Source organism: Nocardia acididurans, assembly GCF_016741815.1.
Taxonomy (GTDB): Bacteria; Actinomycetota; Actinomycetes; order Mycobacteriales; family Mycobacteriaceae; genus Nocardia; species Nocardia acididurans.
In genome coordinates this window covers 256017-271996 of record NZ_JAERRJ010000012.1, presented here as the reverse complement: position 1 = coordinate 271996, position 15980 = coordinate 256017, and the positions used below count along the sequence as shown (strand labels likewise).

General features: G+C 67.1%; 12 protein-coding genes and 1 tRNA gene. 10 read left to right on the top strand and 3 right to left on the bottom strand.

What is annotated here, in order from left to right:
- The first annotated feature begins 9 nt into the window (after nucleotides 1–9).
- Both JK358_RS29890 and JK358_RS29885 read left to right on the top strand, forming a co-directional pair.
- Nucleotides 10–657 carry a response regulator gene (locus tag JK358_RS29890; RefSeq protein WP_201954232.1) on the top strand — a complete coding sequence of 216 codons (648 nt, stop codon included), beginning with the start codon at nucleotides 10–12 and terminating at the stop codon, nucleotides 655–657.
- On the top strand, nucleotides 654–1769 hold the full coding sequence (locus JK358_RS29885) for a sensor histidine kinase (RefSeq protein ID WP_232852109.1): 1116 nt from the start codon (nucleotides 654–656) through the stop codon (nucleotides 1767–1769). The genes JK358_RS29890 and JK358_RS29885 overlap by 4 nt, the downstream gene beginning before the upstream one ends.
- 297 nt (nucleotides 1770–2066) lie before the next feature.
- Here JK358_RS29885 and JK358_RS29880 read toward each other — a convergent pair whose 3' ends face one another.
- The 3 genes from JK358_RS29880 to JK358_RS29870 all read right to left on the bottom strand — a co-directional run bounded on the left by JK358_RS29880 (nucleotide 2067) and on the right by JK358_RS29870 (nucleotide 3544).
- Nucleotides 2067–2774 carry an ATP-binding protein gene (locus JK358_RS29880; RefSeq protein ID WP_201954230.1) on the bottom strand — a complete coding sequence of 236 codons (708 nt, stop codon included), beginning with the start codon at nucleotides 2772–2774 and terminating at the stop codon, nucleotides 2067–2069.
- On the bottom strand, nucleotides 2707–3177 hold the full coding sequence (locus tag JK358_RS40695) for an ATP-binding protein (RefSeq protein ID WP_372440756.1): 471 nt from the start codon (nucleotides 3175–3177) through the stop codon (nucleotides 2707–2709). The genes JK358_RS29880 and JK358_RS40695 overlap by 68 nt, the downstream gene beginning before the upstream one ends.
- A gap of 293 nt (nucleotides 3178–3470) precedes the next feature.
- Nucleotides 3471–3544: transfer RNA gene (locus JK358_RS29870), tRNA-Arg, on the bottom strand.
- Nucleotides 3545–3745: 201 nt separating this feature from the next.
- On the opposite strand from JK358_RS29870, the gene JK358_RS29865 reads away from it, so the two are divergent.
- The 8 genes from JK358_RS29865 (at nucleotide 3746) to JK358_RS29830 (ending at nucleotide 15970) form a co-directional block, all read left to right on the top strand.
- Nucleotides 3746–5785 carry a bifunctional copper resistance protein CopD/cytochrome c oxidase assembly protein gene (locus tag JK358_RS29865; protein ID WP_201954226.1) on the top strand — a complete coding sequence of 680 codons (2040 nt, stop codon included), beginning with the start codon at nucleotides 3746–3748 and terminating at the stop codon, nucleotides 5783–5785.
- A complete protein-coding gene (locus tag JK358_RS29860; protein WP_307817798.1) occupies nucleotides 5782–6741 on the top strand; it encodes a threonine/serine dehydratase in 960 nt (319 codons plus the stop codon). Before JK358_RS29865 ends, JK358_RS29860 begins: the two co-directional genes overlap by 4 nt.
- Nucleotides 6742–6853: 112 nt before the next feature.
- Entirely contained in the window at nucleotides 6854–7300 is a 447-nt protein-coding gene (ssb, locus tag JK358_RS29855; RefSeq protein WP_201954224.1) for a single-stranded DNA-binding protein, read from the top strand.
- Nucleotides 7301–7310: 10 nt separating this feature from the next.
- A complete protein-coding gene (gene ettA, locus JK358_RS29850; RefSeq protein ID WP_201954221.1) occupies nucleotides 7311–8987 on the top strand; it encodes an energy-dependent translational throttle protein EttA in 1677 nt (558 codons plus the stop codon).
- 403 nt (nucleotides 8988–9390) lie between these two features.
- Entirely contained in the window at nucleotides 9391–14292 is a 4902-nt protein-coding gene (locus tag JK358_RS29845; RefSeq protein WP_201954219.1) for an NAD-glutamate dehydrogenase, read from the top strand.
- A gap of 41 nt (nucleotides 14293–14333) precedes the next feature.
- A complete protein-coding gene (locus JK358_RS29840; RefSeq protein ID WP_269811938.1) occupies nucleotides 14334–14777 on the top strand; it encodes an acyl-CoA thioesterase in 444 nt (147 codons plus the stop codon).
- A 16-nt stretch (nucleotides 14778–14793) separates the two neighbouring features.
- Nucleotides 14794–15471 (top strand): DUF8185 domain-containing protein, encoded by a 678-nt coding sequence (locus tag JK358_RS29835; RefSeq protein ID WP_201954218.1) that lies wholly within the window; start codon nucleotides 14794–14796, stop codon nucleotides 15469–15471.
- A gap of 118 nt (nucleotides 15472–15589) precedes the next feature.
- Nucleotides 15590–15970 carry a DUF1304 domain-containing protein gene (locus JK358_RS29830; RefSeq protein WP_201954216.1) on the top strand — a complete coding sequence of 127 codons (381 nt, stop codon included), beginning with the start codon at nucleotides 15590–15592 and terminating at the stop codon, nucleotides 15968–15970.
- The last annotated feature ends 10 nt before the right edge of the window (nucleotides 15971–15980 follow it).

Here is a 15980-nt window from a genome sequence, read left to right as displayed (position 1 = left end):
GTGTAGCGGGTGATTCGGGTGCTGGTCGTGGACGACGAGGCGCTGGTGCGGTCCGGTTTCGAGCTGATCCTCAACGCGGCCGCCGATATCGAGGTCGTCGCGACGGCGACCGGATCGGCGGCACTGGACGCGGTCGAACGCACCCGGCCCGACGTCGTCCTGCTCGACATCCGCATGCCCGATATCGACGGCCTGACAATCCTGCGCCACATCCGCGAAATGGCCGATCCCCCGGTCGTGGCCATGCTCACCACCTTCGACACCGACGACTACATCCTGTCCGCATTACGTTCCGGCGCAGCGGGTTTCGTCCTCAAGGACACCGAGCCCGAACAACTCGCCCAACTCACCCGCACCCTCGCGGCCGGGGGAGTGGTGCTGTCCCCCAAGGTCTCGGCCGCACTACTGCGCACCGTGGAACCGAGCGCCGCCGCCGCGATCGACGCCGAAGTCGCTCACGTGCGCCGGCTCTCCGACCGCGAGCGGGCAGTACTGGTCCTACTCGCCGAAGGTCTGCCCAACGCCGAGATCGGCCAGCGCCTGCACCTGAGCGTCGGCACCGTGAAAGACCACGTCAGTGCCATCTTCACCAAACTGAGGGTGACCAGCCGAGTCCAGGCCGCCCTGCTCGCCCAGCGCGCGGGCCTGCTGTCATGACCCGCCCAGCGCGTGGCCTCACTGCCCTGACCCGCCTACCGCCCCGGCTCATCGACATCCTGCTCGTCGCCATAGCGATCGCCGACGTGATCGTCGACGGCGACATCACCTCCCGCGAGCACTACATCATGGCCGGAATCGGTTGCGCCGGCCTGCTGCTGCGCCGCCGCCGGCCCCTGCTCGCCTACCTCCTCACCCTGCCCGCGAGCTGGATGCTGGCCTACCTCGCGGCACCCGCCATCGCCCTCTACACCCTGGCCGACCGCACCAAGAACCGCGCACTGCTGGCAGCCGCGGTCCTGGCCACATCGATCGCCGCCTCCGCGCCCTGGCCCCCGGGCACCCCGGTCGACAGCCGCCCCGAAACCCTGGTCAGCTTCGCCTACTCGCTCGCCTGGGCGGGCGCACCCGTCCTCCTCGGCCAGCTCATGCAAACCCGCCGCGAGCTGTCGGCCCGCCTGACCGAAATCGAACAGGCCCGCGACCACGAACGCCACCTCCACGCCCAAGCCGCCCTCGCCCGCGAACGCGCGCAAATCGGCCGCGAAATGCACGACGTAGTAGCCCACCAGGTCAGCCTCATAGCCGTCCGCGCAGGCGCCCTACAGGTCGCCGCACCCGACCCCGAAGTAGCCGAAGCCGCACGCACCATCCGCGGCCTCAGCGTCGACACCCTCGAAGAATTGCGCCACATGGTCACCCTTCTCCGAGCAGCAGGCGGCCAAACCACCGACCTGACCCCCCAACCCACCCTCGCCGACCTCCGAAAACTCCTCGCCTCCAGCGGAATAGAAGTCCACCTGACCGGCGACCTCCCCGCCGACCTCCCCGCCCCCACCCAACGCACCATCTACCGAACAGTCCAGGAAGCCCTCACCAACGTCCGCAAACACGCCCCCGGCGCCACCGCCACAGTCCACCTCGCCCACACCGCCGACCACCTCTCCGTCACCATCACCAACACCCGCCCCACCCGCCCAGCCGTCCCCCTCCCCAGCTCCCACCACGGCCTCGTAGGCCTCGCCGAACGAGCCGAACTACTAGGCGGCACATTCACTTCCGCCCCCACCCCCACCCACGGCTACCGCGCAGACCTCCGCCTCCCCCGCTGAACCAGCACAGTCGGCCCCCAGCCGCCGTCCGCGTTACCACAGCTCGATCGTCCCCATGCGCCCTGGCAACGCATCTGGTATCGGCCACCATGGCCTGGGCTTTCCGGTCGATCAGTCCCCCTAGGTGAACCGCGTCGCGTTGGACGATCTTGAAAGTGCTTTGTGGCGGATCAGGCTCGGTCTCGTGCTTGTTCGCAGCCAGGCCTGGTGCTCCGGTTGCCTACTGGAGATCAGGGCTGAGGTTCTTCCGTTGCACTGCGAAAGTCGTTGGCCGCGTGGTGGTCACCGCCCGATTGCCTATGGTGTGGCCTGCCAGAGTGTTTCGATGGGAAGTGCGCGGAGGCGATCGCCGAAGGACAGGGAGTGCTGCCCGGAGTAGAGGACGTATCCAGCGGTGAAGCGATTGCCGAGTCGTTCCTGGAGATGGCGGAGTCCGGCGAAATCGGATTTGTGGAGGGTCGCGGCGGATTTGACCTCGATGCCGATTACACGGCCGTCGGCTGCTTCGAGCACGGCGTCCACCTCGACCTTGTCTTTCGTGCGGTAGTGCCACAGTGTCGCGCGCTCTTCGTTCCAGGTGAGTTGGCGCGCGAGTTCCATCAGGACGAAGTTCTCGAGAACGGCGCCGGCTGCGCCGCCGAGGTCGGCGAGTCGAGCGGGCCCCTGGCCCAGCAGATGGCACAGCAGACCCGTGTCGACGAAGGCGAGTTTGGGGGTGCCGATTGCGCGATAGGTTGAGCCGCCGGACCACGCGGGGATGGTCTTGATGAGGAATACGGTTTCGAGTAGTGCCAGATAGCGGGTTACGGAGGAGCGATGCAGGTCGAGTTCGCCGGAAAGAGTCGCAGGGACCAGTAGGTTAGCGCTTCGAACAGCAAGCAACTGCAACAGCTTCCGACGCTGAGGCGTTCGTTCGATCGCGGAGATTTCCTGAACGTCACGTTTGATGAGAGTGTCCAGGTAGCTCTCGAAGAACGCGGCCCGGCGTCGGTCGGTGCGCCGCACCGCCCTGGGAGAAGGGCCACAGTTCGATCGTCTCCATGCGCCCTGGCAACGCATCCGGCAGTGACTTCAGCGCGAGAACCTGCGCCGAGCCGGTGAGCAGGAAACGCCCTGGGCGTGGATCAGCGTCCACATCAGCCTTGATCGGCAGAAAGAGCCCGGTCGCTCGCTGTACTTCGTCGATGACCAGGAGCCCGTCGTGCTCGATGAACCCGACCGGATCCTCTTCCGCGGCCCGCAACGCGACAGGATCATCCAGGGTCAGTGAGCGAACGGGACCTCGAGTAGAGGCCACTAGTTGCGCGAGAGTGCTCTTGCCCGACTGTCGTGCGCCATTGATCGTGACAACCCGCGTGTCATCCAACGCTTCGGCTACTGAACATCTGGACGCAAACCTGCTGCGCACATGGCCGGTATGTCGCTGCACATCTAGCCGCTACTCGAGCTCTTGTTCGGGCGGTGTCTACTGACCGCCGACGACGCGCTGCAGGGTGGCTGGAGGCGTTGGGGGTCTCGATGGTCGACTTGGCTCGGTGCGCTCGCCGAAGCTCGGTTCTGAAGTGCCCCAACAGCTCTGGGATGGCGTCGAGATCGTTCCCGACTCATGAGTCCAACCTTGAAAGTTCCTGGCTGTTTGAGCGCCGCTTGGTACGGGTATGAGTGAACCTGGCGATATTCGCGCAGGTCACCCATGAAAAGCGCCCCCGGCAGGAATCGAACCTGCGACCTAGGGATTAGAAGGCCCTTGCTCTATCCAACTGAGCTACGGAGGCATGGTGGGCATCGCGGGCGATGACCACCAACCACCATGACCGATTCCGATCGTGGTGTCCAGCGACTTGAGTATAGCGAGCGTCCAGATAGGCAATGGGGCGTCGTCCAGCAACTGTTCGGCGCGTCGGAGCGGCTGGACAGACCGGGGGACCGGAAACCCCCGGGGAGTACGGACCGGTGCTCCGAACTACCCTGGGGGGATGTCGTCGTCGCAGGACCCGTCCGCAAGTAGTGGCGTTGAGGTGAATCGAGCGGGGTCCGGTGGGACGTTCGCGGTGGTTGCCGCCATGGGGGTTGCGGTTTCTGCGGTGGTTGCGGCGCTGGTGGTGGGGTTGTCGGCGTCGCAGGCGTTGACGCTGCTGGGGATTCCGGATCCGGGGCCGCTCACGACGTACGGGTTGCCCGCGGTGCGGGCTGTGGCTGATCTTGCTGCGGCGTTGACGGTCGGGTCGCTGATGTTCGCGGCGTTCTTCGTGCCGCCGCAGGAGAACGGGCTGCTGGATGTGGGCGGGTTCCGGGCGCTGCGGCGCGCCGGGAATTTCGCGCTGGTGTGGGCGGGGGCGTCGGCGCTGCTGGTGCCGCTCACGCTGTCGGACACCACCGGGCAACCTTTCCTCGACTCGCTGCGTCCCGAAGCGGTGTGGCGCGCCGCCGATCAGGTCGATGTGGCCGGATCCTGGCGGCTGACAATCCTTTTCGTGGCGGTGCTGGCCATCGGGTGCCGGGTGGCGCTGCGGTGGGGGTGGACGCCGGTGCTGCTGTGGGGCTCGGTGATCTGCCTGCTACCGGTGGCGCTGACCGGGCATTCCGCCGCCGGCGGGTCGCATGATGTCGCGACCAACAGCCTGATCCTGCATCTGCTCGCGGCCTGTTTCTGGGTGGGCGGGCTGTTCGCGGTGCTCGCCTACGCGCTGCGCGACGGGAAGTACACGGGCCTCGCGACGCGGCGGTTCTCGAAGGTGGCGACCATCTCATTCGCGGTGATCGCGATCAGTGGTGTGATCAACGCCTGGGTTCGGGTGCCCGCGGATGAACTGTTCGCCACCACCTATGGACGGCTCGTCGTAGCCAAGGCGGTCGCGCTGGCGATGCTCGGCGTCATCGGATTCCTGCAGCGGCAGCGGGCAATTCCGGCATTGGAGAAGGATCCGAAGGATCGCGGCGCGCTCATCCGATTCGCCGGAGTCGAGGCGCTGATCTTCGCGGCGACCATCGGCCTCGCCGTCGGTCTGGGCCGTACGCCGCCGCCGGAACTGCGCACCGTCCCGACACCTGCCGAAGTCGAGATCGGCTACAACCTGGCCGGGCCGCCCACCGTCGCGCGCATCGCGTTCGACTGGCGCTTCGACCTCATCTTCGGCACCCTCGCTATCGTGCTGGCCGTTCTGTATCTGCGGGGCGTAGTGCGACTGCGCCGCCGTGGTGACGCCTGGCCGGTGGGGCGCACCATCGCCTGGATGTCGGGCTGCCTGGTGCTGCTCGTCGCCACCAGCTCCGGAATCGGGCGATACGCGCCCGCCATGTTCAGCATGCACATGGTGCAGCACATGATGCTGTCCATGCTCGCGCCCATCCTGTTCGCACTGGGCGGGCCGGTGCTGCTGGCGCTGCGGGCCATCGCGCCCGCTGGCAAACAGCAGCCGCCCGGACCGCGCGAATGGATTCTGGCGGCCGTGCACAATCCGGTGTCGCGCTTCATGACTCAGCCCGTGGTGGCCTCGGTGTTCTTCGTCGCCGGGTTCTACGCGCTGTACCTGGGCGGCATCTTCGACAAGTACGTCGGCTCACACGGCGCGCACCTGATCATGAACGCGCACTTCCTGCTCAGCGGATACCTCTTCTACTGGGTGGTCATCGGCATCGACCCGAAACCGCGGCAGGTGGAACCGCTCACCAAGGTGGGCATGGTGTTCGGATCACTGCCCTTCCACGCGTTCTTCGGCATCGCGCTGATGAGCATGAACACGGTGCTGGGCGGATGGTTCTACCGGTCGCTGGGCCTGGGCTGGAACGGCAACCTGCTCGACGATCAGCACACCGGCGGCAGCCTGGCCTGGGCGAGCGGTGAAATCCCGCTCGTGGTGGTGATGCTCGCACTGCTCATCCAATGGTCCAGGAGCGACAACCGGCTGGCCACCCGGCTCGACCGCGCCGCCGACCGCGACGACGACGCGGAGCTGGCCGCGTACAACAACATGTACGCCGAGCTGGCCCGGCGCGATCGAGAGGTACGCAAGTGATTGACGTCGCCCCGGCGACCCGCAAACCCAAACGCTTGTATCGATCCGATGTCCGGCAGGCGAGAAGGCTACTGCGCGGGCACATTCGGAAGACACCGGTTTTCCACACCGAGATCCTCGGGCCGCGCGGCCTGGTGCCGGTGACGCTGAAGCTCGAGCATCTGCAGCACGGCGGGACGTTCAAGGTGCGCGGGTGCTTGAACGCGCTGCTGCAGGCGCGGGAGGGCAATCGCAGTGTCGTGGTGGCCTCCAGCGGGAACGCGGGGATCGCGGCGGCGCTGGCCAGTGCGCTGCGGGGATTGACCTGCACGGTCGTGGTGCCGGAGTCGGCGTCGCACACCAAGGTCGCGGCCATGTGGTCGCACGGGGCCGAAGTGCTGTGGCACGGAACGACTTACGCGGAGGCGCACCGGTACGCCAGTCAGCTGGCCAAGGAGCGCGGGGCCATGCAGCTGCACGCCTACGACCAGCCGGCGATCGTGACCGGGGCGGGGGTCGTGGGGCTGGAGATCGAGGAGCAGGTGCGCGGGCGGCCGCCGGTGCTGGTGGCGGTCGGTGGCGGGGGTCTCGTCGCCGGAGTTTCGGTGGCGCTCGGGCTGCGCGGGCGGGTCATCGGCGTGGAGCCGCACGGCGCGCCGACCCTGCACGCGGCGCTGGACGCTGGGCGGCCGGTGGATGTCGAGGTTTCCAGCGTGGCCTCGGATGCGCTGGGCGCCAGCCGGATCGGTGAGATCGCCATGGAGGTCGCGCAGCGGTACAGCGTGCGATCACTGCTGGTCAGCGATGATGCGATCGTGATGGCGCGCGAGTATCTGTGGCGGGAGTTCCGGATCGTGGTGGAGCCTGCGGGGGCGACGGCGGTCGCGGCGATCCAGAGCGGGGTCTACGCGCCGGAGCCGGGGGAGCGGCCGGTGGTCGTCCTCTGCGGCGCCAACACCGATCTCGCCACGTTGTAGCGCCTATTCACATCCGCCGAGTTGTCCACAATCGCGGAACCGGGGCTGTCGCGCGCCTGACCACATCGTCAAGCTGGATGTATCGGATGGCGAAACAGCAAGGGGGAGTGCGATGTACGAGGCGAATACCGCGGTGATCGGCCGCGTGGTCACCCACCCGACGCGGCGGGTGCTGCCCAGCGGTGAGCAGGTGCTCAGCTTCCGAATGGCCAGCAACTCGCGTCGGTATGATCAGGCCAGCGGGGAGTGGGTCGATTCCGGCACGTTGTATCTGACGGTCAGTTGCTGGCGGCGGCTCGTCGACGGAGTGGAGGCATCGCTGCAGCGCGGAGATCCGATCATCGCGTACGGGCAACTGCGTTCCAACGAGTACACGACCCGTGACGGCGCGGAGCGTTCCGACCTCGAGATGCGTGCCCTCGCCCTGGGGCCGGACCTGGGGCGTTGTACCGCTTCGGTCCAGCGCAAAAGCTTCGGTCGCAGTGAGTCTGCGGACCCTCCCACACCGCCGTCGACAGACACAGACACTGCCGGAGAACCGGCGACCACACACAGATAGGCTTGCCGATATGGCTGAGTTCATTTACCAGATGACGAAGGTTCGAAAGGCGCATGGCGACAAGGTCGTGCTCGACAATGTGACCTTGAACTTCCTTCCGGGCGCGAAGATCGGTGTCGTCGGTCCGAACGGCGCCGGTAAGTCGAGCGTGCTGAAGATCATGGCGGGACTGGACCAGCCGAACAACGGTGATGCCTGGCTGGCGCCGGGTGCGACCGTGGGCATCCTCATGCAGGAGCCGGAGCTCAATGAGGAGAAGACGGTTCGCGGGAACGTCGAGGAGGGCCTCGGCGAGGTCAAGGTGAAGCTGGACCGCTTCAACGAGATCGCCGAGCTCATGGCCACCGACTACTCCGACGAGCTCATGGAAGAGATGGGCAAGCTGCAGGAGTATCTCGACCACGCCGATGCCTGGGATATCGACTCCCAGCTCGAGCAGGCCATGGACGCGCTGCGCTGCCCGCCGCCGGACGAGCCGGTCACCAACCTCTCCGGTGGTGAGCGCCGCCGTGTCGCGCTGTGCAAGCTGCTGCTGAGCAAGCCCGACCTGCTGCTGCTCGACGAGCCCACCAACCACCTCGACGCCGAATCGGTGCTGTGGCTCGAGCAGTTCCTCGCGCAGTATGCGGGCGCTGTGCTGGCCGTCACCCACGACCGGTACTTCCTCGACAATGTGGCCGGCTGGATCCTCGAGCTCGACCGCGGCAAGACCTTCCCGTACGAGGGCAACTACTCCACCTACCTGGAGAAGAAGGCCGAGCGGCTCGAGGTCCAGGGCAAGAAGGACCAGAAGCTGCAGAAGCGCCTCAAGGAAGAATTGGCGTGGGTGCGCTCCGGTGCGAAGGCGCGGCAGGCCAAGAACAAGGCCCGCCTCGGCCGCTACGAGGAGATGGCCGCCGAAGCCGAGAAGATGCGCAAGTTGGACTTCGAGGAGATCCAGATCCCGGCCGGTCCGCGCCTGGGCAATGTGGTCGTCGAGGTCAACAACCTGGACAAGGGCTTCGGCGATCGCCAGCTCATCAAGGATCTGTCGTTCACCTTGCCGCGCAACGGTATTGTCGGCGTGATCGGCCCGAACGGCGTCGGTAAGTCGACGCTGTTCAAGACCATCGTCGGACTGGAGTCGCCGGACAGCGGCGACGTGAAGGTCGGCGAGACGGTCAAGCTGAGCTACGTCGACCAGAACCGCGCGGGCATCGACCCGAACAAGTCGGTGTGGCAGGTGGTGTCCGACGGGCTCGACTTCATCCAGGTCGGTAACCAGGAAATGCCTTCGCGCGCTTACGTTTCCGCGTTCGGGTTCAAGGGTCCGGATCAGCAGAAGCCGGCCGGGGTGCTCTCCGGTGGTGAGCGCAACCGCCTGAACCTGGCGCTGACCCTCAAGCAGGGCGGCAACCTGATCCTGCTCGACGAGCCGACCAACGACCTCGACGTCGAAACCCTCAGCTCGCTGGAGAACGCTCTGGAGAACTTCGCGGGCTGCTCGGTGGTCATCTCCCACGACCGCTGGTTCCTCGACCGCACCTGCACGCACATCCTGGCGTGGGAGGGCACCGAGGACAATCCGGCCGCGTGGTTCTGGTTCGAGGGCAACTTCGAGGCGTACGAGGCCAACAAGATCGAGCGCCTCGGCCCCGAAGCCGCGCGCCCGCACCGGGTGACCCACCGCAAGCTCACCCGCGGGTAGATCCCGGAATTCTCGGGGACTCTCAGGGGCTTTCCGCCCCTGGGCCTATCGGCCGATCGGTCGTGGGTGGGGACGTGTCGTCCCCACCCAGCCAATCGGACGTTTGCTGGCAGCTCAACGTTTGCTGGACGGCTGTGGGTAGCCGCTGAGTGAACAGCGATCGCTGAGCGAACTCGAAAGTTTCTCGCGGGTACTCCTGCGTGAAATCTGTTTTGGTGCAAGGTTTGTCGTACGTCACCTGGTCATTCCGGTCAGGTTCGGCACGCGCCGTACCGTCCGCTTTGTCCGAAGTGTGCGACGCGGCGCGGCATTGAGAGGAATTCAGCCCGGCGTCTCCAGCGCCCAGCTACTCTCGGTTCCGGCGTCACTTTGTTACGGAACCGAATCCGAGGGAGTTGGCGAAATGACCGTCTCGTCCGAATTGTCTAGTGCGGCCTGGGCTGCGAGTTTGCCGGCGTCATTGCGCGGCAACCTTGTCAGTCTCGAAGGGGCGTACTTCCGACACGTGGACGCGGGCGATGCGGACTGCGCGATCCCCGCGACGTCGACCGAGATCTTCCGCCGGCACATGGAGCTCGGCATCCGCCGCGCACCCGCCACCGCGAACGTGCGCGTCTACCACCCCGACGACGAAACCGATCTCGGCGCCGCCGTCCAGATGGTCACCGACGATATGCCGATGCTGGTGGAGTCGGTCACCTCCTCGCTGAGCCGCATGGGCATCAGCGTCACCGAGGTCGTGCACCCGATCTTCGAGGTCACCCGCGACGCCGACGGGAACCTGGAAACGGCTGTGCCGCACGAGGTGGACGGTAACGGCGCCACCGGATTACGCGAATCCTGGATGCACGTCCAGCTGCACCCCTCCACCAGCCGCGAACAGCTGCAGCTGGTCGAATCCGCCCTCCCCGACGTCCTCACCGACGTGCGCCGCGTCATCGAGGACACCGGCGCCATGGGCGAGGTGCAGAAGCGCGTCGCCGACGGGCTGGACGCCGTGGCCAAAGCGGGCACATCCCCGTTCACCGCAACGGATCTCACCGACTGCGCGGAACTGCTGCGCTGGCTGGCCAACGGCCACTTCACCGTGCTCGGCTACGCCCGCTACGAGCGCCGGACCCTCGACGGCGTACCGCAGTCGGTCATCCTGCCCGAGAGCAGCCTGGGCGTACTGCGCCCGAACGTCGGCACCGACTTCCGCGTGCCCCACAACGACGGTGACCAACCGCTGCTCATGCTCACCCAGGGCCTGGTCCCCGCCACCGTGCACCGCGCGGTCTACCCGTACTTCGTCGGCGTCGCCGAAATGGACGAATCCGGCGCTGTCACAGGCGAACACCTGTTCATCGGCGTCTTCACCGTCACCGCCATGCACGAGAACGTCCTCGACATCCCCGTCATCGAACGCCGGGTGCGCTCCATCATCGAGTCCAGCGGCTTCGACCTCGACTCCTTCTCCGGTCAGGAGATGCTCGAGGTCATCCAGTCCTTCCCGCGCACCGAGCTGTTCTCCTCCGACGCCGAGACGCTGCGCCGCACCGCCAGCGCCGTCCTGAATGTCGGTATGCGCCGCCAGGTTCGGCTGTTCATGCGCATGGACGGCTACGGCCGCTTCGTCGCCTGCATGGTCTACCTGCCGCGCGACCGCTACACCACCCGGGTCCGCCTGGAAATGCAGGACATCCTGGTGCGCGAACTCGCCGCCGAATCCATCGACTACTCCGCGCGAGTGTCCGAAAGCGACCTCGCCAGTGTGTATTTCACCGTCCGCCTGCCCGATCAGGGTGGCGCGGCCGACACCTCCGAACCCAATCGGCAGCGCATCCAGCACCTGCTCGCCGAGGCCAGCCGCACCTGGGACGACCACGTGCGCGACGAGGCCGCCACCTCCACCGTGCTCGATCCGGCCGTCGTGCAGCGCTACGCCGACGCCTTCCCGGAGAGCTACAAGGAAGACTTCGAATCCACCCGCGCGCTCGCCGATATCGTCCGCCTGCAACGCATTCCGGACGGCGGCATCGACCAGCACCTGTACCGCCGCCCCGACTCCGAGCCCGGCTCCTGGCGCTTCACCCTCTACATCGGCGGCAGCGGCATCTCACTGAGCCAGGTGCTGCCGGTGCTGCAGAGCCTCGGTGTCGAGGTCATCGACGAGCGCCCGCACCAGGTCGAGTTGGATCACGGTCCGGAGCAATGGATCTACGACTTCGGCCTGCTCGCCCGGCCCGAACTGCTGCGCAGCTCACTCGACCGGAACATGGACGCCGAACTGGTGGAGTCCTCCGTGCGGCTGGGCGTCCTCGACGCCCAGGTGCGCGGCCTGCGCGAACGCTTCACCGAGGCGTTCGAGAACCTGTGGTTCGGCCGCGCCGAAGCCGACGGCCTCAATGAACTCGTCCTGCGCGCGGGCCTGAACTGGCGTGCGGTGTCCATCCTGCGCGCGTACTCGAAGTACCTGCAGCAGGCCGGGTTTCCGTACTCCCAGGCCGCCATCACCCGCGTCCTGCTCGCCTATCCCGAGGCGTCGCAGATGTTCGTGGACCTGTTCGCCGCCGTCTTCGACCCCGACTCCGCAGACCCGGACCATGCCCGCGATCTGGAAGGCGCACTGCGCCACCGCATCGACGAGGTGGTGAGCCTGGACGCCGACCGCATCCTGCGCGCCATCCTCGGCCTCATCAAGGCCACCCTGCGCACCAACTACTACGTCACCGACGCCGAGGGCGCGGTCCGGGACTACCTGTCGTTCAAGGTGGAACCGCAGGAGATCACCGAACTCCCCAAGCCCAGGCCGCAATTCGAGATCTTCGTGTATTCGCCGCGGGTCGAGGGCGTGCACCTGCGCTTCGGTCCGGTGGCGCGTGGCGGGCTGCGCTGGTCGGACCGGCTCGAGGATTTCCGCACCGAGATCCTGGGCCTGGTGAAGGCGCAGGCGGTGAAGAACGCCGTCATCGTGCCGGTCGGCGCGAAGGGCGGTTTCGTGGTGAAGCAGCCGCCCGCCGCCACCGCCGACCCGGTCGCCGATCGCCAAACCCTGCAGGCCGAGGGCATCGCCTGCTACCGGACCTTCATCTCCGGTCTGCTCGATGTCACCGACAATGTGGACCGCGCCACCGGTGAGGTGGTCCCGCCCGCGCGAGTGGTGCGTCGTGACGGTGACGACACCTACCTGGTGGTCGCCGCCGACAAGGGCACGGCCACCTTCTCCGATATCGCCAATGATGTCGCCAACCAGTACGGTTTCTGGCTCGGTGACGCCTTCGCCTCCGGCGGCTCGGCGGGCTACGACCACAAGGCCATGGGCATCACCGCGCGCGGCGCGTGGGAGTCGGTGAAGCGGCACTTCGCCGAGATGGATATCGACACGCAGACACAGGATTTCACCGTGGTCGGCGTCGGCGATATGAGCGGTGACGTGTTCGGCAACGGCATGCTGCTCTCCCGCCACATCCGCCTGGTCGCCGCGTTCGACCACCGGCACATCTTCCTGGACCCGGATCCGGACGCCGAGTCCTCGTTCGCCGAGCGGGAGCGCATGTTCGCGTTGCCGCGCTCGTCGTGGGCCGACTACGACCGCTCGCTCATCAGCGAGGGCGGGGGCGTCTGGGATCGCACCGTGAAATCGGTGCCGATCAGCGAACAGGCCCGGCTGGCACTGGGTTTGGCCGCCGATGTCACGGCCATGTCCCCGCCGGAGCTGATCAAGGCCATCCTGAAATCCCCGGTCCAGCTGCTGTGGAACGGCGGTATCGGCACCTACATCAAGGCGAGCGGCGAAACCAACCCCGATGTCGGCGACAAGTCCAACGACGCGGTGCGGGTGAACGGAAAAGACCTGCGCGTCAAGGTGATCGGTGAGGGCGGCAACCTGGGCGCGACCGCCCTGGGCCGGATCGAGTTCTGCCGCAACGGCGGCAAGATGAACACCGACGCGCTCGACAACTCCGCCGGCGTGGACTGCTCCGACCACGAGGTCAATATCAAGGTCCTGCTCGACGGCGTGGTCTCCAGCGGTCAGCTGCCCGAGGCCGAGCGCAACCCGCTGCTGGCCTCGATGACCGACGAGGTCGCCGCACTCGTGCTGCAGGACAACATCTCCCAGAACTTCCTCATGGGCATGTCCCGGGCCGAGGCCCCGCGCATGCTCAACGTGCACAAGCGCGTCATCGAGGATCTGGAGGAGCGCCGCGGCGTCGACCGCGAGCTCGAGGCGCTGCCCAGCGACGCCGAGATCAAGCAGCGGAACGAACAGGGCGTCGGCCTCACCTCGCCGGAACTGTCGAATCTCATGGCACACGTGAAGCTTTCGCTCAAGGCCGATCTGCTCGCCGGGGATCTGCCCGACAGCGCCTACTTCTCGGCGCGGCTGCCGCAGTACTTCCCGACAGCGCTGCGCACCCGCTTCGCCCCCGCCATCAAGAAGCACCGGCTGCGTCGCGAGATCACCACCACCATGCTCGTGAACGAGGTGGTCGACCTCGGCGGCATCAGCTACGCGCACCGGCTCAACGAGGAGATCGGCGCCACCGCCTCCGACGCGGTGCGCGCCTTCACCGCCGCCACCCAGATCTTCGGCCTGCACGGCATCTGGACCCGCATCCGCGGCGCGGACATCTCCACCGGTGTGAAGGACGTCCTCGAACTCGAGACCAAACGCACCCTCGACCGTGCCTCGCGCTGGCTGCTCAACAACCGCCCGCAGCCCATCGCGGTCGGCGCGGAGATCCACCGCTACGCCCAGGAGGTGCATCAGCTCGCGCCCAAGGTGCCGGGCTGGCTGCGCGGGCATCACATCGACACGCTCAATGTGCAGTCCGAGGCCGTCATCGAGCAGGGCACGCCGTCCGAATTGGCGACCGAAGTTTTCGGTTTGCTCAATCTCTTCCCCCTGCTGGATGTGATTGATATCGCCGATATCACCGACCGCAGCGGCGACGAGGTGGGCGCGCTGTACTACGCGCTCAACGACCACCTGAAGATCGATTGGCTGTTGCAGGCGGTCAGCCACCTGGAACGCGGTGATCGGTGGCACGCGCTGGCCCGGCTCGCCCTGCGCGACGACATGTACGGGTCGCTGCGCTCCCTCACCCTCGACGTGCTCTCCGCCGGCGACCCGGAGGAGACAGCCGAGGAAAAAATTGCATACTGGGAGTCGAAAAATCAGTCCCGCCTGGGTCGCGCCCGCGCCGCCCTCTCGGAACTGTTCGAATCCGGAACCCACGACCTGGCCACGCTGTCGGTTGCGGCGCGGCAGGTGCGCAGCATGGTGAGCGGGGTGGGTGCGCAATCGGAGGTACCGCGTTGACGAGTGTCGGTTCGCTGAACGGCCATGGAAAGGCACAGGCGCTGAGCCTGGAGGAAGACCATCCGGTCGCCCCCAAGCGCTTCCACACCAAGGTCGAGGTGCGCTGGTCGGATATGGACGCCTTCCAGCACATCAACCATGCCCGCATGGTGACCCTGCTGGAGGAGGCCCGCATTCCGTGGCTGTTCCTCGACGACCGGCCCACCGTGGGCTTGAAGACCGGCTGCGTGCTCGCCGATCTGCGGGTGCAGTACAAGGGCCAGCTGCGGCACGAGGATTCGCCGCTGGACGTGTCCATGTGGGTGGAGCGACTGCGCGCGGTCGACTTCACCGTGGGCTACGAGGTACGCGGCGCCGGGGCTGCCCCGGATTCGCCGCCCGCGGTGATCGCCTCCACCCAGCTCGCCGCCTTCGACATCGACACCCAGCGTCTGCGCCGCCTCACCACCGAGGAACGCGACTACCTGTCGCTGTGGCAGGACTGAGGCGAGTTCCGCACCTGTGACATCAGGAGAACTCACCCTGCACGTCCCGGACCCGGCGGAACGGGAGAACCTGGCGACCTTCGTCAACCATGCGATCCGCCTGGATCCCGCCGCCGTCATCCGGCTCCGCCGCCGCGGGGAACGGTATGTGTCCGCCTGGGCCACAACCGGTTTCGAGGCGCTCGCGGTCCGCACCGTGGTGGCCGGACTCGGCACCGACGATGTGACGGTGGCCGCCGACGCGGTGCTGTCCGGCTTGCACGGGCCCGCCTCGGGTGCGCCGTTCGAGCTGGGCTACGCCATGGATTCGGCCTGGCGCGGGGCGCTGCCACCGGAGTCGGGGTTCGTGCACATCGACGACGTCCCCGCTCGCATGCTGGTCGAATTGGCCGAGCGGGGAGCGGAATTGGCGCAGGCGCACGGCAGCAGCCACGGTCCGCCCGCCTCGCTGCTGGATCAGACCGTCCTCACCGTCTCCGGCGGTGCCGAAGAGGTCGAGGTCCCCATGCGCGTGGTCTTCGCGCTCGCCGCAATGGATTTCATCCCGCACGGCGGTGAGAAGACCGATTCGCGGCGCATCTCGGTCGACGAGATCGTCCGGGTGCGGGCGGCTCGCACCTGGCTGCGTCTCGACGCCCGGTACGGCTCGGTGGCTCGCCGCCGCGGCCCCGCGCTCCCGCTACTGTCGCTCTGACTATCGCGTCCCTACCCGCCCGCCACGCCTGACCACGCGGAACACGCCCGGCATCCCCGGTTGTCGCCCTCACCGGCGCTACCGTCAAGCCAGGGTGTCCTCGGCGAACGGAGTCGGCATGCTCGCGGTCGTGCAGATCTTGGTGGTCCTGGCAGGTCTGGTGCACTGCCTGATCTTCGTCATGGAGGCAATCCGATTCCGGGACCCCAAAGTCCACCAGGGCGTCTTCCGGGTCCCCGCCGAAGATCTCGAAGCCGCCCGCCCCTGGGCGCTCAACCAGGGGTTCTACAACCTCTTCCTGGCAATCGGCGCCTTCGCCGGCGCGGCCCTGGTTCGGTGTGAACCGCCCGCCGGCTGGGCCCTGATCATCATGAGCTGCGGATCCATGCTCGCCGCCGCCCTGGTTCTCGTCCTCGGCGACCGCAGTTACGCGGCAGCGGCCCTCAAACAGGGCAGCCTCCCCGCCCTCGCCCTACTCGCGGCCCTGACCCAGCTCTGATCCCGAAGCC

What these genes read in the sequence shown, in the direction of transcription:
- ettA (WP_201954221.1), top strand. Translation starts at nt 7,311, where the DNA reads ATGGCTGAGTTCATTTACCAGATGACGAAGGTTCGAAAGGCGCATGGC.
- JK358_RS29885 (WP_232852109.1), top strand. Translation starts at nt 654, where the DNA reads ATGACCCGCCCAGCGCGTGGCCTCACTGCCCTGACCCGCCTACCGCCC.
- JK358_RS29845 (WP_201954219.1), top strand. Translation starts at nt 9,391, where the DNA reads ATGACCGTCTCGTCCGAATTGTCTAGTGCGGCCTGGGCTGCGAGTTTG.
- JK358_RS29865 (WP_201954226.1), top strand. Translation starts at nt 3,746, where the DNA reads ATGTCGTCGTCGCAGGACCCGTCCGCAAGTAGTGGCGTTGAGGTGAAT.
- JK358_RS29830 (WP_201954216.1), top strand. Translation starts at nt 15,590, where the DNA reads ATGCTCGCGGTCGTGCAGATCTTGGTGGTCCTGGCAGGTCTGGTGCAC.
- ssb (WP_201954224.1), top strand. Translation starts at nt 6,854, where the DNA reads ATGTACGAGGCGAATACCGCGGTGATCGGCCGCGTGGTCACCCACCCG.